We start from the raw sequence: 21,417 nt of genomic DNA on the forward strand, positions 1-21,417 counted from the left end.
TCCACTCACTCTTCGCATCCAACCCTCTCCATAAACTATCCTATAAAGATGGACTTTCAGCTCTCGACCACCTACAAGCCTCAGGGCGACCAGCCCCGCGCCATCTCCGAGCTCGTCTCCGGCATTCACGCCGGAGAAAAAGATCAAGTCCTTCTCGGTGTCACCGGCTCCGGCAAAACCTTCACCATGGCCAAGGTCATCGAAGACCTGCAGCGTCCCGCCCTCATCCTCGCGCATAACAAAACCCTCGCCGCCCAGCTCTATCACGAGTTCAAAACCTTCTTCCCCAACAACGCTGTCGAATACTTCGTCTCCTACTACGACTACTACCAGCCCGAAGCCTACATCCCCGCCGGCGATCTCTTCATTGAGAAAGAATCAACGATCAATGAAGAGTTAGATAAACTTCGCCTCGCCGCAACCCGCAGCCTCTTCGAGCGCCGCGACGCCATCATCGTCTCCTCCGTCTCCTGCATCTACGGCCTCGGCTCACCCGAAGCCTACTACGGCATGCTGATGATGCTCGAAAAAGGCCAGAAAATAAAGCGCGAAGACATCACCCGCCGCCTCGTCGAAATCCTCTACGACCGCAACGACGTGGACTTCCGTCGCGGCACCTTCCGCGTCCGCGGCGACATCATCGAGGTCTACCCCACCTACGACGAGAACGCCTACCGTATAGAGCTCTTCGGCGACGAAATCGATTCACTCTCGCAAATCGATCCCCTCTTCGGCACGGTCAAACAAAAATACTCGCGCCTCCCCATCTATCCCAAGTCCCACTACGTCGTCCAACCCGAGCGCAAAGCCACCGCTGTCGCCACCATCCTCGAAGAGATGGAGTGGTGGGAAAAAGAACTCGAAAACCAAGGCCGCCTCGTCGAATCCCAGCGCATCCACCAACGCACCCGCTTCGATCTCGAGATGATCAAATCCGTCGGCTACTGCCACGGCATCGAAAACTACTCGCGCCACTTCTCCGGCCGTCTCCCCGGCGAGCCCCCACCCACGCTCCTCGACTACTTCCCGCAAGACTATCTCCTCTTTATCGACGAGTCCCACGTCACCGTCCCGCAACTCCACGGCATGTGGCACGGCGATCGCAGCCGCAAACAAAACCTCGTCGATTATGGCTTCCGACTACCCTCCGCGATGGACAACCGCCCTCTCCGCTTTGAAGAGTTCGAGTCCCGCACCGGTCAGATCATCTACGTCTCCGCCACCCCCGGCGCTTACGAGCTAACAAAATCCGCAGGCGTAGTCGTCGAACAAATCATCCGCCCCACCGGCCTCATCGACCCTCAGGTCGAAATCCGCCCTATCAAAGGCCAGATCGACGACCTCCTCGCCGAGATCCGCGACCGCACCGCCAAAAACCAACGCGTCCTCGTCACTACCCTCACCAAGCGCATGTCCGAAGACCTCGCCAGCTACTACACCGAAGTCGGCGTCCGTTGCCGCTACATGCATTCCGAGATCGAAACCCTCGAACGCATCAAGCTCCTCCGCGACCTCCGCAAAGGCGAGTACGACGTCCTCATCGGCATCAACCTCCTCCGCGAAGGACTCGACCTCCCCGAAGTCTCTCTCGTCGCCATCCTCGACGCCGACAAAGAAGGCTTCCTCCGCTCGCAAGGCTCTCTCATTCAAACCATCGGCCGCGCCGCCCGCCACGTAGAAGGCCGCGCCATCCTCTACGCCGACAAGATGACCGACTCCATGCAGCGCGCCATCAACGAGACCGACCGTCGCCGCGAAAAGCAAGTCGCCTACAACGAAGAAAACGGCATCACTCCCGCAAGCATCATCCGCCCAATAGAAATGGGCCTGGCCGGCATCCTCAAAGCGGACTACGCCGACCTCACCGACGAAGCGGAAGGCATGCCCGACTTCTCCACACAACAAGAACTAGACGTCTACATCGGCAAACTAGAATCCGACATGCGCGAAGCCGCCAAAAAATTCGAATTCGAAAAAGCTGCCAAGCTCCGCGACACCGTAAAAGAACTCCGCACCAAAGAATTCCTCTTTAGCTAGCTCGCAGTGGTCCGTACCCTCCACCGCCCTCATCACTGCACAACCTCCCACCGAGGGAGACGTAAAAGTGGGGAGAATTTACCGAGGTAACAGGGAAAAGATGTATATTCCTCCTACTATTCCAGCAGGACGAATCCGGACGATTTGCGATCGAAAGGAGCGTAGGTTATGGCACCGCCGTCAAAGCCTGAAAAAAATGAAAACGACCCCTCCAAAGCGACCGAACGTATCTCAGTGAAGAGGGGAGCGATTGCTTCGCCGAAGGCTGATCTTGAGGGAGCCACTCCTTATGTCCCGGCTGAGGATGAAAACCCTCCCAAGTCTGAACAGCCCGATATCGACCAAGAATGAAATCTTTCCCGGCGAAAAAGAGGAACTGCGCTGACCTTCCGGTCTTACAGGTGTGGTGCGATTCTTGATTCAAGAATTCAGAGCTAAAAATACAGAAACGAACTCTGAAGAGAATCACTATTCGATCAAGTTCCCTTTTTCACTTCGGGCCTCTCAAAAAAATCTGCTAAAACGGAGAAACACAATGGCAGCTCAAACTGTAAAACGCGGCGCGATCGCCTCACCTCGAAGCGCCCTAGCAGCAGCAACCCCACACGCACCTGTTGTTGGTGCTCCCCCTCAGTTCATTATCATTCCTTCCAAACTTTCGATGTGGGGCAATGCCGTCGATGGCGATTGTGTCACCGCGGAAGAAGCCTTTGCAAAGGCGTGCCACTCGCCCGAAATTTTTATTACGGAAGCGGTAGCAATCGCCTGGGCGAACAGCCATGGCGTTCTCAATGGCGCCGTAATCAGCCAGGTGTTGCAGTGGATGCAAACCGATGGATTCCGAGAAAGCGGCCACGCATACAATGATGGACCGCATTTCTCGGTCGACTGGACGAACCCAGGAATTTTGCAAAGCGCTATTTCGCAGGGGCCTGTGAAGATTGGAATTGGCGCGGATCAGCTTGAGGCCGCATACCACGCCCATGGCGGCAAAAAGGGCTGGTTTGCAACCGGCTTTCATGCCGACAGCACAGAAGATCATTGCACCAGCCTGTGCGGGTACGGTCCTATCAAGTGGCTGGCGCAAGAGTTGAAGGTCGCCGTTCCGGCAGGAATTGATGGCGCCAAACCTGGCTATGCGCTCTTCACTTGGGACTCGATCGGCATCATCGACGTACCGTCCCTCTTGGCGATCACTCATGAAGCGTGGCTCAGACAACCTACGACCGTAATTAAACCGGCACCTCCCGCAGCTTCGTAGGCAACCCACGGAGAGCGGGGCGGGTGGCCCACCCACAAAATCTCGGGTACCCCACCCATGCGCGGCTTCATGGCGTATGGGTGGGGTTGCTGAAGCAACGCGTATTGAAATCGGCAATAAACTCCGTACACTCAAAAGATCGGCATCGTCGGCCCCAGAGCACCCCTCCCTCCACGGTCGATACCTCATCGCACAAGAAAACTGCCTTTCGGCACAAAGCCACCTAGCTTGCTCAAACTCCTCCCACGACGCTTCTACTCCCGCTCTCCCGAGATCGTAGCCCGTGCACTTCTCGGCAAGCTCCTCATCCGCGACCTCCAAGGCAAGCGCCTAACCGCCCGCATCACCGAAGTCGAAGCCTACCTCGGCCTCATCGACCCGGCATCCCACGCAGCCCGCGGCCTCACTCCGAGCAACGCAATACTCTTCGGCCCATCCGGACACGTATATGTCTACTTCATCTACGGCATGTACTACTGTCTCAACGTCGCCTCGCATCTTCCCGGCGAAGCAGGAGGAGTCCTCATCCGAGCCCTCGACCCAATCGATGGCCTCGAAACCATGGCCGATCTCCGCGGCCTTCCTCACAACACAAAACCCAAACTCCTCACCGGAGGCCCCGGCCGTCTCTGTCAGGCTCTCGACATCACCCGCAACAATTCCAATGGCCTCGACGTAACCTCACCCACCTCCGCCATCCGGATCGCCGACGACGGCCACCATCCCTCCGAAATTCAAACCACCCCACGCATTGGCATCAGCAAAGCCGCCGACCGCCCCCTCCGCTTCCTCATCGGCGCAGTCGCCAAAGCCAAGCGCACCGCATCCCGATCCTGAAAGGTGTAGTTTCGCTGAGTCCCCGCCCATCCCAAATCTCGAGAAATCACCCGCAACCATGCTCCACGCCAAAGGTCCCGGCCTAAACCGCACCGACAAAGCCGCGTCGCAGATGCTTCCGCTCTGCCGAAGGCCGGAGTGGAGGCGCAGCCGGAACGACTGAATTGCTTTCTTCAACCCGCCACAAACACCAGAGCTTCACAAACTTTCACTTCACCATTGCCTCTTCAGTCCAGCCCCTTACTCCGTCCTCACCAATTACTTGCAACGATTTCCACAGCCAAAAACTTGACTCGCCCAGATACGGTTAACCCATAGAGTAAGGATCGAGCCCGGCCACCCGCCGGGCATTCGCATTTAACCCACAAAAAGGCTTAGGTCCACACCACGTAGCCCCTACAACATACTGAAGTCCAGACTTAAGCCTTTTCATCACAATACTTTGCACAAGAAAGTACCCAAGAGGGATATCTACGAACAGAACCTAAGTGCCCTTCACGAAGACCAGTCGGAGCCTGCAGCGCCACCAGCAACTTCCTCTCCAAAATGGAGTCTAGGAATAGTGCGCAAAGCGCCAAAGGAACGCAGGTATAAACGAAGATATGAAGACCATTCACAAGATGCTGCCAGCTTTGATTCTGCTGACCTTCAGCGTCATCTCCCTTGCCCAGGCCCCCATTGAGCGCCAGACACCACCACCGCCTCCACCCGACCAGCAACAGGCCCAGCCTTACCAGCAAAATCCACCAGCCTATCCCCAACAAGACCAGCCCCAGTACCAACAACAGCCAGGCGCACCCGATCAGCAACAACAAGCACCACCGCCACCCATGGCCCCCCAGCAGCTCGACCAGCTAGTCCAACGCATCGCCCTCTATCCCGATCCGCTCCTCGCGCAGGTCCTCACCGCATCCACCTTCTGGAACGAGATCCCCGATGCCGCCACCTGGGCCCAGCAACACAGCTTCATGACCGGCGACCCCCTCGCCCAGGCCATCCAGTCCGACAATCTCCCCTGGGACCCCAGCGTCCTCGCCCTCCTGCCCTTCCCTAACGTCCTCGACACGATGGCTCGCGACCCACAATGGACCGGTACCCTCGGCAACGCCGTCCTCAGCCAGCGCCCTGACGTGATGGACGCTGTCCAGCGCCAACGCCGCCTCGCCCACGACTACGGCTACCTGGTTCCCAACGCCTACAACACCGTCGCCGACAACGGCGGCTACCTCGAGGTCCAGCCCATCAACCCCGCCTACTTCTACGTACCCGTCTACAGCCCCGCAGTCGTCTTCTACCGCCCGCGCCCCGGATTCATCATCAGCACAGGAATCCGCTTCGGCCCCGCCGTCACCATCGGCCCTGCTTTCGGAGTCTACGGCTGGTACGGTGCAGGCTTCGGCTGGGGAGGTCACGCCATCATCATCGACCACCACCCCTGGACCCGCACCTACTACAACCGCAACGTCTACGTTCACCCTTACGCCCATCCCTACGCCCACCCAGCCGCTCCACGTGTAGAGAGCCACGCCCACTACGAAGAACACGGCAGCGATCACGGCGGAGATCACCACCACTAATCTCCGCCTGAAAACAAACATGTCCGGCAGACCTCCACTGCCGGACATGCTCTTTAATCCCGATCAACAATTCATTGCTACTCTTATTCTTCACCAGACCCACGGACGATCATTGAACCCCAACCCTAACTACAGAACACCCGAGGAAACATGATCATCGTCAACGACGAATATGTCACGCTCGACACCCTCAACGGCCCGATGCGGACCCACATCGTCCGCCCCGCCGCCCCCGGCCGCTATCCCGGCATCGTCTTCTACTCCGAGATCTTCCAGATCACCGCGCCCATCCGTCGCACCGCCGCAATGCTCGCCGGCCACGGCTACATCATCGCCATGCCCGAGATCTACCACGAGTTCGAACCCGCGGGCACCGTCTTCTCCTACGACCAGGCCGGCTCGGACCGCGGCAACGCCCTCAAAACCACCAAAGAACTTTCCAGCTACGACGCCGACGCCCGCGCCGCACTCGACCACCTCAAATCCCGCCCCGACTGCACCGGCCATCTCGGAGCCATGGGCATCTGCATCGGCGGCCACCTCGCCTTCCGCGCCGCAATGAACCCCGACGTCCTAGCCACCGCCTGCTTCTACGCCACCGACATTCACAAAGGCTCTCTCAGCAAAGGCGGAGACAACTCTCTCGAACGCACAAAAGACATCAAGGGCGAACTCCTCATGATCTGGGGTCGCCAGGACCCTCACATCCCCCTCGAAGGCCGCATGGCCGTCCTCGCCCGCCTCAATGAACTCGAAAAGCGGTTTAGCTGGCACGAGGTCAACGGAGCCCACGCCTTCATGCGAGACGAAGGCCTCCGCTACGACCCCGAACTAGCCCACACCCTCTACGGCCTCGTCTTCAACTTCTTCCACCGCAAGCTAGGCGAAGGCGACCAGTCCGCGCAACCCACCGCCTCCACGGAAACCCGTCACTAACCGGCTACAGCCCGAACCTTTGCCGATAAGCACTAGGAGAAACTCCCGTGTGTCGCTGGAACACTTCACGGAAGAAAGCGAGATCCTGATACCCCACAGCATCACCGATCTCTTGCATCGAGCGATGGCCACCCTCAAGCAGGCGTTTGGCGGCGGCGATTCGCAGTTTCTGCAAGTAGATCAAAGGAGTATCTCCCGTAGCCTGTTTAAAGCGCCGAACGAAGTTGCGCAAGCTCATCCCTACTTTCTTTGCCGGCTCCTCAAGCGGAAAGTCTTTATTGAAATTCTGATGGAACCACTCCTGTGCACTTGAGATCGTTCCATCGGAGTGCTCGGTCTTCAAGTGGACGATTGCATACCCTGACTGCCACGCCCGTGGTGTCTCGATCAACATCGCCTTCGCGCTCTGCACCGCGACCTCATGTCCGCAGAATCGCTCCACTAGATAGAGGCTGAGGTCGAGCGCGGCATGCAATCCTCCGCCGCAGTAAAAGTTGTGATCCTCCGTGACCATCAATTCGGGCATCCATCGCACCTTGGGATACTTCACGCGAAACCGTTCCGCAAGGCTCCAGTGCGTCGTGGCCCGCTTATCATCGAGCAGCCCCGTCGCAGCCACTAAACCCACACCCGAGCACACACTTGCAATTGCAGCTCCACGCATGTGCCAACGCTCCAGCCACGGCACCACCTCTGCATTGCGCTCAACTACGTCCTCTACGCTCAGTCCCGTCGACGGAATAAAGATGAGATCGGTCTTGCGGATCTGTTTGAGAGATGCAGCAGGCGTGATATGTATCGGCCCATCGCAACGCACCGCACGTCCATCGACAGACGCAGTCGTTACACGAAAACGAGAGACAGGCTTTTGTCCCGCGAATGCATTCCACAACGTGCCCGCGTGACGAAAGACTTCCATCGGACCTGTAGCTGTGGAGGAGAAAGTTTCGTCGAGAAACAAAACTGTGACATCTTTAAGACCTGTCATTTGCAACCACCTCTCCCGATGGCCGAATCACCTACGTAGAATGGCATATATGCCACCTTGTAGCAAGGCGCATTACCCCGTACCTTGAAAACATCCAAAGCAACCAATGCTGAGGAACTTACGGAGGAGAGTATGAAACGTTACGTCATCGAACGTGATATCCCAATGGTTGGAACACTCGAGCGGCAACAACTGAAGGAAGCCGCAGCCAAATCAAACGACGCACTGCGCAAGCTCGCTCCGGATATTCAATGGGTCGAATCCTTCGTCGCTGCGGACAAGACGTTCTGTATCTACCTCGCCAAAGATGAAGCCGTCATTCATCGCCACGCAGAGCTAAGTGGCTTCCCTGCTTCCAAAATCACAGAGATCGGGAAGAAGTTCGATCCCACAACCGCTTCGTAAGTGTTCGCAAGGGCTCTGAAAGATTAAATGCAGAGCATTGTGACCGCGAAACATCTCTCTTTATGTCTTCGTATTTGGGTTTCGCATCACTGCCGCATTGGCATCGATCACTTTAACTTCTGCAGGACTGCCCAGGGCCAAGGAGTCAAATGACTAAGTCGAAGGATTGAAGAAATGGAGCTCTATCAACCCATCAACGTACTGCGGGTCCAGCTTGTTGAGATGTCACGATTGTCACAACGCGCTCTCGATTACTCCATCAAAGGGTACCAGCTAGGCTCTCCGGAGTTCAGCCGCTCTGTACGCACCACCGAGCGTGAACTGGAACAGCATCACCAGCGAATCAAAGATATCTGTCGCAAGCTCGCTGCCCGCAAGGTAACCGATTCTGCAGACTGCCGTTTCGTTCTGATTGCGATGCGTCTCAGCAGCGCTCTCCGCGCTATCTCCCGCGCAGCAATCCAGATCGCACAAGACACACCGTCATTCTTCGAAAGCAGCCGCATGCCCAAACACGCTGCACTGTGCAATCTCGGAGATCTTGTGAACTCTCTGGTGCGGCTGTGCATCGTCGCTCTGTTCAAACAGGAAGCCCGGTACGCCGAGACAGTTCTTCAGAGTCAGGCAGTGTGGCGGCGGTGCGAGTTCGTCTTCGAGAGCATGCACGAGTCCGACCATCAGGTCACCGACGAAGAAGATACCTTCGAGCCAGCCATCGCACGCAGCCTGGGCACAGTCGCCAGACAAGCTCACGACATGGCCGATGCAATCCTGTTCTGGCTCAACGAGAGCGACCGCGAACTCTTCCATGCTAATGGACACGACACCCTGAACTTCCTCTTCGTGGGCAGCCGTATCCCTGCGAAGACTCTGCCCGGACTTCTACCGCTCTCGTTGGCCCACTGAAGGTAAACTTGCGGCGGCGGCGGCGGCCGTGCCTTTGCCGTTGCATGTCCTTTTGTTGTCGTCCCGAAAGAGATCTGCTTCTGTCTTGCCATTGTGGAAGCTGTCGAAATCCTGTCAAGCCCCTGCATCACGAAAATCCGCTCCAATCCAGCACATTCGTGTGGCGTATGAGTTATGGCCCAGTCACTATAATGGATATAGAACATAGCGAAGATCCCGGCATCCCGCCGGGGTCTTCTACTTTAAGCTTATAACGTTTTCAGAAAGAAGACTTTACGCCTAACCTATTTGAAATGAATACTTTGCAAACCAACTCAACCGTATATATTTGAAACAAAGGAGTTTACCTATACCAGACCGGGAGGGGGTATCCCCGGGAAGAAGATGTGCGCAGAACTATCGCCAGCTCACCGCAAGATGCCAGCGCATCTTCCGGTCCAGCGTCTTCTCAAGCACGCACGCATACTCAAGCAACTCCGAGAGCACCTGCTCCCCCTCGGTCCCCAGTTGCTGGGGATCAGCCTCCAGCGTCCTGAGAAGCGCGCCCACCGTCTTCAGGCCGTCTGCTGGTGAGTACCACTGTGGCGGAGGCAGCCGGCGCATCAGCTCCTGGTTCCCCGCACCCTCTTCAATGAGGAGTGACATGGAGTTTTCATCCGCCGAGAAAAATTCAATCAGCGGACGCACGCCAAGCCGCAGTGCCAGACGCTCCAGCGCATCTTCATGCCGAGCCAGGAAGCGTCCATTCACAAAAATATCGAACCCAGGGTCCTCACCCTCGACCACAATGTACATGGAAGCAGCCATTGACCGAAGTGTACCCTGCAAAATCATCGCAGAAAAGTATCACCTGAGAGACAGCACCGTCTCTTCTTCACCAACCTCCAAAAACAGAAGCATTCCTGCACCAGCCGCAAGCAACACCAATCCGCTAATGACCCGAACCGTCAGCCCAGGCCGGATCAGCCCATAACCCTCGATCAAAGTCAGCAACGGAATCACCAGATATCGCGAGGCAAAGCGAACCGGCATCATCTCCCGCAACAGCCAAACCAGCAAAACCACCTCAACCAAATCCACCAGCGACGAAAGTGACACCACCGAAGCCAACTCGTTCCACTGCCAAACCAACTCGCCTCGGACCGCAGTCGACGCCAGCAGAAACGCCGCGTTGCTCAGACACACCGCCGCCAAAGCCTCCGCGAGAGTCCATCCACGCAGCAGCCGATATAGCCAGACACTCGACAACCCAACCAGAATCACCACAAGACACACCGCAGCCTGCATCAACCGCCCGCGAACCGACCCCGAGAACTGAAGCGGCAGCAATAGCAGCAACCCACCAAGTCCCACCAAAGCCGGAACCAGGAACCTTCGAACCCCACGCTCCTCATCTCCAGCCGCAACCACCATCACCACAACCACAGGAACCATAGCGAACAGAGCTGACCTGCTAGTCTCAGGCACACCAAACCGCGCCCACTCCCCAACCACTATCGGCACCCCAAAGAACCCCATCCCGGCCGCCGCCACCCGCAACCCCACCCTCCCGAATCGCACCCGCCCCCGAGCCTCCAAGAACGCAAACACCCCAATCAACCCATAACGAATCCCCTGCAACTCCAATGTAGGCAATCCCTCAGAACGCGGAACAATCCACGATGTAGCCGACAAGACACAAACCGCCGCAAAGGCAATCCACACCGCGCGTCTCATCATCACGACTCACCCCAGAGACAGAAAGACCGCGCAAAGTGCGCGGTCTCACTGGACATCAATCTACCTTACCGATTGCCGCCACCCGAAGGCGCACCGGAACCGGAACCGGAACCCGGCCGACGACCACCGCGACGACGCCTTCCGCCACCTGGCCGCCTCTGGCCGCCAGGTCCATTTGACCCCGGAGCCCCGGCCGCTTGAACAGGAACGGCATCCTCGGCACGGTTGAAGTTAGGCTCTTCTGCAGACTCGTCTCCATCATCGTCGAAGTCCTCAGCGTCATCATCGCCTCCGGCAACATCACCAGCAACAGCGTCCTGATGACTCTGGCCGCCAGCTGCACCAGCAGCAACCGCGCCCTCATCCGTACCAATCTGACCTGGCTCCGGAAGACCGAGCTTAGCGCGTTGTTCGCGCAAAACAGCTTTTCTCGAAAGCTTGATGCGATTACCTTCAATCGCAAGAACCTTCACCAGAATCTGATCACCTTCGCGAAGTTCGTCCTTCACTTCCTTCACGCGGTGTTCTGCAATCTCCGAAACATGCAAAAGCCCATCAGTTCCGGGGAATATCTCGACAAACGCACCAAACTCGGCGAGACGAACCACCTTACCAAGGTAGGTCTTCCCAATCTCAGGTACGGCCGTCAGGTCGCTGATCATCTGTATCGCGCGAGCAAGACCATCGGCATCGCTCGACGCAACATTCACACGCCCGGAATCGTCGACGTCAATCTTCACACCAGTAGCATCAATGATGCCGCGAATGACTTTGCCTCCGGGTCCGATCAGATCGCGAATCTTATCAGTAGGAATCTGCAGCGTATGAATTCGCGGAGCGAACTGCGATTTCTCCTGGTTTGCACCCGATATCACACCATCCATCGTATCGAGCAGGAAGAGCCGACCTTTGCGTGCCTGCTCCAGAGCCTCCCGCATAATCTGCGGAGTAATCCCCATGATCTTGATATCCATCTGCAGCGCAGTGATTCCGTTGCGTGTACCTGCGACTTTGAAGTCCATATCGCCATAGTGATCTTCCGCACCGGCAATATCCGTCAGGACGGCGTAGTTATCGCCTTCCTTCACCAGACCCATCGCGACACCCGCGACCGATCCTTTGATCGCAATTCCAGCCTGCATTAGCGCGAGCGACGCACCGCACACAGTAGCCATTGAGGACGATCCATTCGACTCAAGAATGTCCGAGACCACCCGCAAAGTGTAAGGCGACTCATCTTCCGCGGGCAGCACAGCTTCAATCGCACGGTAAGCCAACGCACCATGGCCGATCTCTCGTCGCCCTACGCCAGTCATGCGTCCAACCTCACCAACCGAGAACGGAGGGAAGTTGTAATGCAGCATGAAGCGACGCTTCTGCTCTCCCTCATAACTCTCAAGTCGCTGAGCATCATCTGTTGTACCAAGGGTCGCGCTCACAAGCGCTTGAGTCTCACCACGTGTAAAGAGCGCGGACCCATGAACACGGGGCAGCACACCAACCTCTATGCTCAGATCTCGAATTTTATCGAAAGCCCGGTGATCCGGACGGATCCGGTCGTTCAAAACCTGGTCGCGGAAGATCTTCTCGCGCAAAAGCTCATAGTATTTGCTAAGCTTCTTCGCCGCAGCCCCATCGTCCTCAGGCAAACCCTTCTTCAGTTCATCCTTGATGGACTTGACCAATGCATAGCTTTCGAACTTCGGATGCTTCTCTGTGTCGAGAGCATCTTTCAACTGCGCACCAGCCTTTGCCGTTAGCTCATTCAGATATTCGTGATCGATCTCAACCGCGTTGACGTTACGCTTCGTTTTGCCCGCGCGAGCAACGAGGTCTTCGATAGCCGAGCAAATCTTCTTGATCTGCTCGTGAGCAAACTCAATTGCATCAACGACACGGTTTTCCGCAACTTCCTTCGCGCCAGACTCGATCATTACGATGCCGTCTTTCGTCCCGACGACCATAATGTTCAACTTGCTCTGCGCCCGTTCGGCGTAAGTAGGATTCACGACAAACTGCTCGTCGATCAATCCAATCCGAACCGCACCAACTGGTCCGTGAAAGGGAATATCGCTCAAAGCCAATGCGCAGCTGGCACCATTGATGCCAAGCACATCGGGATCATTTTCCTTATCCGCAGAGTAGACGAACGCAACGACCTGGGTCTCATTCCGAAACGCCTCAGGAAACAGTGGGCGAATAGGACGATCTATCTGACGGCTTGTAAGAATTTCCTTCTCACTCGGACGCCCTTCACGCTTGATGAATCCACCGGGAATACGGCCGCCAGCATAGGTAAATTCACGATATTCGACGGTGAGCGGGAAAAAATCGATCCCTTCTTTCGGATCGGGCGATGCAGTTGCGGTAGCCAAAACTACGTTGTCGCCGCTTGAGGTAAGTGCCGCGCCGGGGGCTTGTTTCGCCATGCGCCCGGTCTCGAATTTAATTTGCTTGCCGCCGGCAAGCTCAACTGTCACATCTTGTTTCATGTTGCCTCTCTTCTCTCGTCTTCTGTCGTTTTAAGCTCGAATCGCGACATCCTTTGATCGGGCGCGAAAAAGCGCAGCTTGGCGCTGGCGGTTATTGAGCCGCCAGCGAGCTGCGCTGGAATAGGTTCTTTAGGAACCGACATTCGCCGGAGTTGAAAACCGTGGAGACAACGCCTCGCGCTCTCACTGTCAGCAACCCCGGCGACAAGGTCTTGCGTGACCTTGCACGAAGTTAGCAGCCGAGTGAGAACAGGCCGTGTGTACTTCCATAGTTTGTAGGGTTTCTCCGGGATAGTGCGGTTACTTGCGGATTCCGAGTTTGCCGATGACCTCGCGATATCGGTCTGCGTCACACTTCTTCAGGTAATCAAGCAAGCGTCGACGCTTGCTCACGAGCATAAGAAGCCCGCGGCGCGATCCGTGGTCCTTCTTGTGTGCCTTGAAGTGTTCCGTCAACTCGCCAATACGCTCGCTCAAAATAGCGATCTGGACCTCAGGACTCCCGGTATCTGAGTCATGCGTGCGGAACTTCTCAATAATGTCTGTCTTTTTAGCGGATGCCAACACAGCTATTCCTACTCCTAATCTTCTTTCTAGTTCACTCTTAGTGTCCCAATAAGGATAGCACCGCTGGCCAAACCCGGCAATCGTGGGCAGCCAGCAGTGATAACGATTTAGAACACTTTTTAGGCGATATGGGCCTTCAAAAACTCGAGGGAACGTTCCCGCGCCAGCTTTGCCGAGGCTGCATGGAAGCTATTCGGATCAACATCGCGGTTAAACGCATGCCCTGCACCCTCATAGACGAATATCTCCACCTCTGGATGAGCTGAACGAACGGCCTCAATCTGATCCTGTCCGATGTGGGTATCGTTGGCCCCAAAATGCAGCATCACTGGGCAGCTCGGATCCTCTTTCGCCACTGACCCTATCCCGCCCGCATAGTAACCAACGCAGCAGGCAGGCTGCATCTTGTATTTCTCGCCACGCGTTGCAACCAGCCAGCTCGTCAAACCACCGTAGCAGTAGCCGATCACACCGATTCCCTTCCCAGCCTTCTTCGCCCACTCATACGCCGCCGCCACGTCCAACAGCGTCGTCTCGGGTTTCAGCATCCCATAGAACTCATACGCCCGCTTCATATCATCGGGCTGGTACGTTAGCTGTACGCCGGGCTCAAACCGGTCAAAGATCGCAGGCGCTACCACAAGAAATCCATCCTTCGCATACCCATCCGCCACACTGCGGATATGCGCGTTGACACCGAATATCTCCTGTACAAGAACCAGAACTCCAACTGTTACTCCCGTGGGCCGTGCAACATACGCACTTAGCTCATGACCATCGTTTGCCTTTAGTTTAATCCACTCGCTCATAGGTCAATCATAGCGATACACCAAAGAACTTTGCCGATGTGAGGTGTCAAATAAAAGTAAAATTGTCCGTTTTTAGCGAGGACGAATTTCAGACACGCAGAAGTCGCGCTCTGCCTATTTATCTCCGGATTTGGAGTAGCTCTTGATCTCCCGCGTCCACCGCAAAAACCGGAAGAGCTGTCTCTTCTCCTTCCAAAACAGGTTCCAGAAGTCGCGCGCTCGCACAGACTCCGCGCGCTGACCAGAGTAGGTTTCCAACCTCCATCGCAAATAGGGGCTTCGCCACGGCCGTAATCTATTCCCACGCGTAGCATTCCAAAGAAACCCGATCTCATCCCCCAAGGGAGCCTTCATCATTCAAGTATAGGCACTCGGAGCCCCAAATGTTCTCTCCACAATCGCCCAGCCGCGTCTCCCACAACTCCTAAAAGCATTTAAGCTTGTAGCAAATGTCCTCCACATCAAGCACGCAGATAATCCGCCCGGCCCGTACTCTGCAAGGCTCGCTAACCCTCCCTGGCGACAAATCCATCTCGCATCGCTATGCCTTGCTGGCAGGCCTAGCGGAAGGCACCACCCGCCTATCCAACTTTTCAACTGGTGCCGATCCCCACTCCTCGCTCGCCTGCATGGAGGCCCTCGGCGCAACGGTCGTCCACAAAGAAGACAAGACCATCGAGATAACCGGCACTGCCGGAAAATTCAAGCAGCCCTCAGCTCCTCTCGACTGCGGCAACTCTGGCTCTACCATGCGCATGCTCTCCGGCCTCATCGCCCCCCATCCTCGCACCTTCACGCTCACTGGTGACCACTCCCTGACCCGCCGCCCCATGGAGCGCATCCGCAAACCACTCAGCCTCATGGGCGCAAAAATTGACCTTGCCGAAGGACACGCCCCCATCACCATTCACGGCACCCCCCTCCATGCAATTGACTTCGACACCCCCATCCCCAGCGCTCAGGTCAAAACCGCCGTACTCTTCGCCGGCCTTCAGGCCAACGGCACCACCAGCCTTACCGAAGCCATTCGCACACGCGACCATTCCGAGCAAGCCCTTAAAGCTTTCGGCGCCACACTCAACCGCACAACCGCTGCTTCAGGTGACGTCGCCAAACTCAGCATCCCCGGCAATCAAACCCTCAAAGCAATCGACGCCACCATCCCGGGTGATATCTCCTCCGCAGCCTTCTTCCTCTGCGCGGCGTTGCTCTTTCCCGACTCCAATCTCATTCTCGACGGAGTCGGCATGAACCCCACGCGCGCCTCCCTGCTCGATGTCATCACGTCCCTCGGCGGCAAGATCAAGGTCCTTAACGTCGAAGAACATCACGGCGAACTCGTAGGCACCCTACAGGTCAACGTCTCCCCCAACGGTCTCCGCGGTATGCACATCGAAGGAGCCCTCGCCGCGCAGATCATCGACGAGTTGCCTGTCCTTGCAGCCATCGCGCCTTACACCAGCGACGGCATCACCATTCGCGACGCTCGCGAACTCCGCGTCAAAGAGTCCGACCGCATCGCCCTGGTCGCCAAAAACCTTCGCGCCATGGGAGCCAAACTCACTGAACACGAGGACGGGCTCGTCATTCCCGGCAATCAGAAACTTCACGGTGCACAGATCGACTCAGGAACAGATCATCGCATCGCTATGGCCTTCTCCATCGCAGCTCTTCGCGCCACCGGCGACACGGAGATCCACGGAGCCGAATCCGCCGCCATCAGCTTTCCCGAGTTCTTCACACACCTCAACGATCTTTGCCAACGCTAATTTGGCCTCCCCACCGCCGCACTTGCTAAGCTGACTCGAACCTCCCAACTGGTCCATGCAGACACCCCTAGGCGACTCACGCCCCATCATCATCTCGGAGATCGAGCAGTTCGGAGGTGCTGAGCGCAGCGTCGTCGCTCTCTCCGGTTGGCTCTATCAACGCAACCTGCCGAATCACATCGTCACCTACTTCGACCGTTGCAATCTAGCTCGATACGCCACCCACCCTCTGCAGGTTGTCCAACTAAAGCCCGGAGCCGGAGCACGAAAAAAGATCGCGTCGCTCCGCGCATATTTTAACCAACAGCCCGCTAACTCACCTAAACCGCTTGCCTCCGGCTACCAACCCGCACTGCACGCAACCCTCACCGGACAGCGTGGCTTTCACACCCTCATGCATGACACACCCTCTCTATTCGGCGACCAGGAAACCCGCAGCCTCTCTACTAAGCTACGTATCGCTGTCTCGAATCGCATCATTGGCTATGGTCTGCGTTCCGGTGGCAACACCATAGTTACCAGCGAATATCTCCGCAGCGAATGCCGCAAAGACTTCAACATCGACGGCAAGATCGCCCGTATGGGCGGCCTCGGGCCCACTGTATCCATCCCTTCCGCTCACCCAGTACGCGACCAGCTCCGAATGTTCTCCGTCTGCCGCATCGAGCCAAACAAGCGAATCGACTGGATCATCCGTTCCCTCGCCCAACTCGAGCGCGCCGACAAACCCCTCTCCGCCACCATCGACTGGAGACTCGACCTCGCCGGCAAGGGTTCTCTTATCCCAGCACTACGCGACATGGCTCAGAACCTCGGCATAGGCGAACGGATTCACTTCCACGGCTTTGTCCCCGACGAAGATCTCGAGCAGCTCTTCGCGCAAACCCACCTGTTCCTCATGCCCGCCGTCCAGGGCTATGGAATTCCCGCCATCGAATCGCTCCAGCGCGGGATCCCTGTCCTGCTCCATCAAGAGTCAGGGGTCAGCGACATCCTACTCGACACCCCCTGGGCAACCGTTCTCACCGGAGGCGAAGAGAATATGACTCCTGCTCTCCGATCAGCGATCGAAGGCATCCTCCATGGCACACATCACGCCGTCGCGCAGCCTCACCTTCCTACAGAAGACGAGTGGGCCGAACGTGTTGCAACACTTTGCAATTGGTTGTAACTCCCACAATTACATCTTGTAGCGGCCCATGTCGTCGTCGTTCAGATTCTCAAGCCACCGACGCATCTCCTCAGCATTCACATTCGGTGAGCTACTGGTAGCCTGCTTTGAGCTCTCGAGGACCTCGCGATTGACGTAGATCGGACAATCCCACCGCAGCGCAAGCGCAATCGCATCGGACGGCCGCGCATCCATCGTCACAGTCTCCCCCGCATGATCCAGCCAGATGACCGCGTAGAACGTGTCATCGCGCAACTCAGACACGACAACCTTGCGCACCACCGCATTCAGCCCACGAGCCATGTTCTGCAACAGATCGTGCGTCATAGGCCGCGGCGTAGCCGTCTTCTCCAACTCCAGCGCAATCGCATTCGCCTCGAAGATACCCACCCAGATGGGCAGCACCAGGTCGCTCCCCACGTCTTTCAGCACGATGATCGGCATATTCGTGACTGGGTCCATCATGAGCCCGCGAATCTGCATCTCCACTTCATCCGGAGCCTGAACGACGGGTTGAACCGAAGAGGGATTCATCAGTTGAGCACCACAAAATCCAAACCACCTTGCACGGAAACCAGTGGCATCGCCTCTGCATCCGCTATCGCTTCACCCACCAGGCAATTGGGCAATGTCTGCGTAATCCGAACCGGCAGATAGCTCCCAACCGGCGGCTGTGCCTGCACGATCTGCGCCGTCGAAAAGTTCACCGTCTTGTTCTGCGAGCTACGGCCAACGACCTGGTTGCGCGATGGATTGTAACTCTCCACCATCACTTCCTGCACCTCACCCAGGTGCCGTCCGTAGTGCGTTCGCTGAATCTCCCGCTGCCGATCCATCAGAATCCGCAACCGCTCTGACTTCACTTCATCCGGAATACTATCCGCCATCGTCACCGCCGGCGTATTCGGTCGCGGCGAAAACTTGAACGCGAACACGGCGTCGTACTTCACCTCGCCAACTAGCGTGATGGTCTCCTCAAAGTCCGCATCACTCTCACCGGGAAAGCCAACGATCATGTCACTCGTAATGCTGATATCGCGTTTAGCCGCCTTAATCCAGCTCATACGCTCCAGATACCACTCTCGCGTATACTCCCGCGACATCGCCTTCAGCACCGCAGTCGAACCCGACTGCACCGGAAGATGAATATGATCGCAAAGCGTCGGCGTATCGTCGATCGCCTGCACAATATCCCGTGTAAAGTCGCGTGGATGCGACGTCGTAAAACGCACTCGCCGAATTCCCGGCAGCTCCCCAACCGCAACCAACAACTCCGCAAATGACATCCGCCCCGAAGGGTCACGATAAGAGTTCACGTTCTGCCCAAGAAACTGGATCTCAGTGAACCCGAGATCCACCATCTTCTTAGCCTCCACCATCACCGAAGCAGCAGTCCGGCTACGCTCCTTGCCACGCGTATAAGGCACCACACAGTAAGCGCAGAACTTGTCGCAACCCTCGATGATTGTGATGTACCCGCGATGCGGATTCGACCGCGCCGTGAACTCCGTCTCAAACGTCAGCTCTGTCTGTCGGTCATCGAGCCCTGTAATCCGCTCTTCCCCAGCTTCGAGCCTCCGCAACATCTCCGGCAGATTCCGATACGACGCCGACCCCGCCACCATCGACACATACGGAGCCTTCTCAAAGATCTTCTCGCCCTCCTGCTGTGCAACACACCCCAGCACGGCGAACTTCTTCCCCTCGCCCTGCAACCTCTTGTATTCATTCAGCCGATGAAACACCTTCTGCTCCGCCTTGTCGCGAATAGAGCAGGTGTTATACAAGATCAACCCAGCTGCATCTTCATCCTGCACCCGCGCATAACCCTGCTGCTCCAGCGTCCCGATGACCTTCTCCGAGTCATGGGCATTCATCTGGCAGCCAAACGTCTCAATATAAAAAGTCTTACTCACACAATCAGTATATCGCCCATGGTCTAGCATCGCTTCCATCAAACTGCGATCGGTGCAAGCTGATTGGCGCGGGCACCTTCGCCCTCGCTATAAGTAGGGGAAACCAAATTCTGCCCACGTCTATGTTGCCGCGGTGAACAACCCATTGCTCTCCTGAAGGCTTTGCTGAAAGCGCTCTCCGATTCATAACCGAGCGAGAGGGCGATGATCGAGATGGGATCATCAGAATTCGTCAGTTTGTCCCCGGCCAGCAACATCCGCCAACGTGCCAGGTATTCCATCGGAGATGTCCCCACAGTAGCTTTGAACTTTAGCGCAAAGATCGATCGCGACATCCCGGCACGCTCCGCCAGCTTCTGCAAAGTCCAGCGATGTCCCGGATCGTCGTGCATAGAGGTGATCGCCGCATTCATCTGTTTATCTGCCAGCGCGAACAACCACCCAATCCCTCCTTGCTGCCCTTCGGCCATATGTAGTCGGAGTGCCTGCACCAGCATCATGGTTGCGAGTTGTTGTGCAATCAGAAAGCCCCCTGGTTGCGGCTCGCTTAGCTCCTGCATCATCCGCTCTAAAGACCAGCGCATCGCCATCTTGTCCGATTCCTTCCGGATATGCACGATGGGCGGTAGAACCTCCAACAGAATGTCGGCATGATTGCCGCTGAGGACAAAATGTCCGCCAACAAGAAAGCAACTCCCGCCCCCGCCGTGCGATTTGATGCTGCCATTGGGCCGCGTGGAAAGAAACGCAAGGAAGTCGACAGGCGTCAGCGTTAGATCGGTGGCAAGGCTGAAGGACAACCCACGCGGCAAAAGGAAACAGTCTCCGGTCGTCAGACGCACGGCGTCTGGAAGCCCTTCCAGGGACAGCCAGCACTGGCCAGACACCACGGCATAGCACTTGATGCCTGCATGCTTTGGGAATTTAACCGCTAGGTCTCCGCCCACGTCAAAACCGCCTGACCTATAACTACGTGGTTTCAGCAGCGACAGCACATCTGAAAGTGGGTCCATAGCTTCTCCGGACGATTGAGCTAATATTACGGACTTACAACATAGATCGTATCGCTATCATCCTCATCTTGCTTAGTACAGGATGCGTATGCGCCTAAGTTCACGTAACAAGGGAGATTGCGAAATGCGGATTTTTGTCACGGGCGCCACAGGTTTTATCGGTTCAGCCGTCGTTCCGGAACTCATCAACGCCGGCCATCAGGTAATTGGACTGACACGTTCGGATGCGGGAGCTCAGTCTCTCACCGCCGCCGGTGCTGAGGTGCATCGAGGGAATCTCGAAGACCCGGAGAGTCTGCGCAGCGGGGCTGCCAAGTCGGACGGAGTGATTCACCTCGCCTTCGACCACGATTTCTCTAATTTTGTCGCGATTTGCGAGAAGGACAGGCGCGCCATCGAGGCTCTTGGCGATGCGCTCGTCGGATCTGACCGCCCGTTGGTCATCACCTCTGGGACAGGAATGGGGAACGCTTTACCGGGTGAGCCTGCGACCGAAGATCACTTCGATCCCAACCACCCCAACCCACGTAAATCTTCGGAATTAGCAGGAGCGTCCGTGGCAACGCGCGGTGTCAACGTGTCGGTTGTGCGCCTTCCTCAAGTTCACGACACGGTCAAGCAGGGTCTTATCACCTATGCAATAGCGGTGGCTCGCGAGAAAGGCGTCTCTGCGTACGTCGGTGACGGGCTCAACCGTTGGCCCGCGGCTCACGTCCTCGACACGGCTCGTCTTTACAGGCTCGCCCTGGAGAAGCGGGAAACAGGTGCCAGATACCACGCGGTCGCTGAAGAAGGAGTACCTGTCCGCGACATCGCTGAAGTTGTTGGCCGAGGTCTAAAGGTGCCGGTGGTCAGTCTGTCTCCAGACGAGGCAGCAGCTCATTTTGGATGGCTCGCGCCGTTCGCAGGTTGGGATATGCCAGCCTCAAGCGCACAAACGAAGAAACAGCTTGGATGGCACCCGACCGGACCGGGATTAATCGCCGATCTCAAAGAAATGCGCTACTCCTAAGC

General features: G+C 56.8%; 20 protein-coding genes. 11 read left to right on the top strand and 9 right to left on the bottom strand.

The window, feature by feature from the left end; genetic code table 11:
- The first annotated feature begins 48 nt into the window (after positions 1-48).
- The 6 genes from uvrB (at position 49) to HDF14_RS21220 (ending at position 6,648) form a co-directional block, all read left to right on the top strand.
- Positions 49-2,037: an excinuclease ABC subunit UvrB gene (gene uvrB, locus HDF14_RS21195; protein WP_221304807.1), complete on the top strand. Its 1,989-nt coding sequence runs from the start codon at positions 49-51 to the stop codon at positions 2,035-2,037.
- A gap of 168 nt (positions 2,038-2,205) precedes the next feature.
- Positions 2,206-2,388, top strand: a complete 183-nt coding sequence (locus HDF14_RS21200) for a hypothetical protein (protein ID WP_183980694.1) — start codon at positions 2,206-2,208, stop codon at positions 2,386-2,388.
- Between the two features lie 64 nt (positions 2,389-2,452).
- Entirely contained in the window at positions 2,453-3,298 is an 846-nt protein-coding gene (locus HDF14_RS21205; RefSeq protein WP_183980696.1) for a hypothetical protein, read from the top strand.
- Between the two features lie 228 nt (positions 3,299-3,526).
- Entirely contained in the window at positions 3,527-4,135 is a 609-nt protein-coding gene (locus HDF14_RS21210; protein ID WP_183980698.1) for a DNA-3-methyladenine glycosylase, read from the top strand.
- Positions 4,136-4,737: 602 nt separating this feature from the next.
- Positions 4,738-5,712 (top strand): DUF3300 domain-containing protein, encoded by a 975-nt coding sequence (locus HDF14_RS21215; RefSeq protein WP_183980700.1) that lies wholly within the window; start codon positions 4,738-4,740, stop codon positions 5,710-5,712.
- Positions 5,713-5,862: 150 nt separating this feature from the next.
- Positions 5,863-6,648 (top strand): dienelactone hydrolase family protein, encoded by a 786-nt coding sequence (locus tag HDF14_RS21220; RefSeq protein ID WP_183980702.1) that lies wholly within the window; start codon positions 5,863-5,865, stop codon positions 6,646-6,648.
- Positions 6,649-6,652: 4 nt separating this feature from the next.
- Here HDF14_RS21220 and HDF14_RS21225 read toward each other — a convergent pair whose 3' ends face one another.
- The gene (locus tag HDF14_RS21225) at positions 6,653-7,636 is read right to left on the bottom strand and encodes a GlxA family transcriptional regulator (RefSeq protein WP_183980704.1); all 984 of its coding nucleotides are present in this window, start codon (positions 7,634-7,636) and stop codon (positions 6,653-6,655) included.
- A 132-nt stretch (positions 7,637-7,768) separates the two neighbouring features.
- Between HDF14_RS21225 and HDF14_RS21230 the strand changes: the two genes are divergently transcribed.
- Together HDF14_RS21230 and HDF14_RS21235 are read left to right on the top strand one after the other, a co-directional pair.
- Complete coding sequence (locus HDF14_RS21230; protein WP_183980706.1) at positions 7,769-8,041, top strand: DUF4242 domain-containing protein; 273 nt, start codon at positions 7,769-7,771, stop codon at positions 8,039-8,041.
- 174 nt (positions 8,042-8,215) lie between these two features.
- The gene (locus tag HDF14_RS21235; protein WP_183980708.1) at positions 8,216-8,947 is read left to right on the top strand and encodes a PhoU domain-containing protein; all 732 of its coding nucleotides are present in this window, start codon (positions 8,216-8,218) and stop codon (positions 8,945-8,947) included.
- Between the two features lie 396 nt (positions 8,948-9,343).
- Here the strand turns inward: HDF14_RS21235 and HDF14_RS21240 are convergent, their stop codons facing one another.
- The 5 genes from HDF14_RS21240 to HDF14_RS21260 form a co-directional block, all read right to left on the bottom strand.
- Positions 9,344-9,754: a hypothetical protein gene (locus tag HDF14_RS21240; protein ID WP_183980710.1), complete on the bottom strand. Its 411-nt coding sequence runs from the start codon at positions 9,752-9,754 to the stop codon at positions 9,344-9,346.
- Between the two features lie 39 nt (positions 9,755-9,793).
- Positions 9,794-10,666 carry a hypothetical protein gene (locus HDF14_RS21245; protein WP_183980712.1) on the bottom strand — a complete coding sequence of 291 codons (873 nt, stop codon included), beginning with the start codon at positions 10,664-10,666 and terminating at the stop codon, positions 9,794-9,796.
- Positions 10,667-10,731: 65 nt separating this feature from the next.
- Positions 10,732-13,158: a polyribonucleotide nucleotidyltransferase gene (gene pnp / locus HDF14_RS21250; protein WP_183980714.1), complete on the bottom strand. Its 2,427-nt coding sequence runs from the start codon at positions 13,156-13,158 to the stop codon at positions 10,732-10,734.
- 300 nt (positions 13,159-13,458) lie between these two features.
- Positions 13,459-13,725 carry a 30S ribosomal protein S15 gene (rpsO, locus tag HDF14_RS21255; protein WP_158944128.1) on the bottom strand — a complete coding sequence of 89 codons (267 nt, stop codon included), beginning with the start codon at positions 13,723-13,725 and terminating at the stop codon, positions 13,459-13,461.
- A gap of 119 nt (positions 13,726-13,844) precedes the next feature.
- Entirely contained in the window at positions 13,845-14,534 is a 690-nt protein-coding gene (locus HDF14_RS21260; RefSeq protein ID WP_183980716.1) for a dienelactone hydrolase family protein, read from the bottom strand.
- Positions 14,535-14,983: 449 nt separating this feature from the next.
- Here HDF14_RS21260 and aroA point away from each other — a divergent pair, with 449 nt between their 5' ends.
- Together aroA and HDF14_RS21270 are read left to right on the top strand one after the other, a co-directional pair.
- Positions 14,984-16,303, top strand: a complete 1,320-nt coding sequence (gene aroA / locus HDF14_RS21265; RefSeq protein ID WP_183980718.1) for a 3-phosphoshikimate 1-carboxyvinyltransferase — start codon at positions 14,984-14,986, stop codon at positions 16,301-16,303.
- A 55-nt stretch (positions 16,304-16,358) separates the two neighbouring features.
- Positions 16,359-17,474: a glycosyltransferase gene (locus tag HDF14_RS21270; protein WP_183980720.1), complete on the top strand. Its 1,116-nt coding sequence runs from the start codon at positions 16,359-16,361 to the stop codon at positions 17,472-17,474.
- A gap of 9 nt (positions 17,475-17,483) precedes the next feature.
- Here the strand turns inward: HDF14_RS21270 and HDF14_RS21275 are convergent, their stop codons facing one another.
- From HDF14_RS21275 to HDF14_RS21285, 3 genes are read right to left on the bottom strand one after another with little or no spacing between them, the layout of a single operon-like run.
- Positions 17,484-18,008, bottom strand: a complete 525-nt coding sequence (locus tag HDF14_RS21275; RefSeq protein ID WP_183980722.1) for a bifunctional nuclease family protein — start codon at positions 18,006-18,008, stop codon at positions 17,484-17,486.
- The gene (gene miaB, locus HDF14_RS21280; protein WP_183980724.1) at positions 18,008-19,390 is read right to left on the bottom strand and encodes a tRNA (N6-isopentenyl adenosine(37)-C2)-methylthiotransferase MiaB; all 1,383 of its coding nucleotides are present in this window, start codon (positions 19,388-19,390) and stop codon (positions 18,008-18,010) included. Before miaB ends, HDF14_RS21275 begins: the two co-directional genes overlap by 1 nt.
- A 38-nt stretch (positions 19,391-19,428) precedes the next feature.
- Positions 19,429-20,403: an AraC family transcriptional regulator gene (locus HDF14_RS21285; protein WP_183980726.1), complete on the bottom strand. Its 975-nt coding sequence runs from the start codon at positions 20,401-20,403 to the stop codon at positions 19,429-19,431.
- Positions 20,404-20,527: 124 nt separating this feature from the next.
- On the opposite strand from HDF14_RS21285, the gene HDF14_RS21290 reads away from it, so the two are divergent.
- Positions 20,528-21,415 (top strand): SDR family oxidoreductase, encoded by an 888-nt coding sequence (locus HDF14_RS21290; RefSeq protein WP_183980728.1) that lies wholly within the window; start codon positions 20,528-20,530, stop codon positions 21,413-21,415.
- Positions 21,416-21,417 lie beyond the last annotated feature (2 nt).

It is taken from the genome of Tunturiibacter gelidiferens (assembly GCF_014201335.1).
GTDB lineage: Bacteria > Acidobacteriota > Terriglobia > Terriglobales > Acidobacteriaceae > Edaphobacter > Edaphobacter lichenicola_E.

Excerpts from the sequence above, each read along its gene's own strand:
- uvrB (WP_221304807.1), top strand. The coding sequence starts at position 49 with ATGGACTTTCAGCTCTCGACCACCTACAAGCCTCAGGGCGACCAGCCC.
- HDF14_RS21200 (WP_183980694.1), top strand. The coding sequence starts at position 2,206 with ATGGCACCGCCGTCAAAGCCTGAAAAAAATGAAAACGACCCCTCCAAA.
- HDF14_RS21215 (WP_183980700.1), top strand. The coding sequence starts at position 4,738 with ATGAAGACCATTCACAAGATGCTGCCAGCTTTGATTCTGCTGACCTTC.
- HDF14_RS21220 (WP_183980702.1), top strand. The coding sequence starts at position 5,863 with ATGATCATCGTCAACGACGAATATGTCACGCTCGACACCCTCAACGGC.
- HDF14_RS21225 (WP_183980704.1), bottom strand. The coding sequence starts at position 7,636 with ATGACAGGTCTTAAAGATGTCACAGTTTTGTTTCTCGACGAAACTTTC.
- HDF14_RS21230 (WP_183980706.1), top strand. The coding sequence starts at position 7,769 with ATGAAACGTTACGTCATCGAACGTGATATCCCAATGGTTGGAACACTC.
- HDF14_RS21235 (WP_183980708.1), top strand. The coding sequence starts at position 8,216 with ATGGAGCTCTATCAACCCATCAACGTACTGCGGGTCCAGCTTGTTGAG.
- HDF14_RS21240 (WP_183980710.1), bottom strand. The coding sequence starts at position 9,754 with ATGGCTGCTTCCATGTACATTGTGGTCGAGGGTGAGGACCCTGGGTTC.
- HDF14_RS21245 (WP_183980712.1), bottom strand. The coding sequence starts at position 10,666 with ATGATGAGACGCGCGGTGTGGATTGCCTTTGCGGCGGTTTGTGTCTTG.
- pnp (WP_183980714.1), bottom strand. The coding sequence starts at position 13,158 with ATGAAACAAGATGTGACAGTTGAGCTTGCCGGCGGCAAGCAAATTAAA.
- HDF14_RS21260 (WP_183980716.1), bottom strand. The coding sequence starts at position 14,534 with ATGAGCGAGTGGATTAAACTAAAGGCAAACGATGGTCATGAGCTAAGT.
- aroA (WP_183980718.1), top strand. The coding sequence starts at position 14,984 with ATGTCCTCCACATCAAGCACGCAGATAATCCGCCCGGCCCGTACTCTG.
- HDF14_RS21270 (WP_183980720.1), top strand. The coding sequence starts at position 16,359 with ATGCAGACACCCCTAGGCGACTCACGCCCCATCATCATCTCGGAGATC.
- HDF14_RS21275 (WP_183980722.1), bottom strand. The coding sequence starts at position 18,008 with ATGAATCCCTCTTCGGTTCAACCCGTCGTTCAGGCTCCGGATGAAGTG.
- HDF14_RS21285 (WP_183980726.1), bottom strand. The coding sequence starts at position 20,403 with ATGGACCCACTTTCAGATGTGCTGTCGCTGCTGAAACCACGTAGTTAT.
- HDF14_RS21290 (WP_183980728.1), top strand. The coding sequence starts at position 20,528 with ATGCGGATTTTTGTCACGGGCGCCACAGGTTTTATCGGTTCAGCCGTC.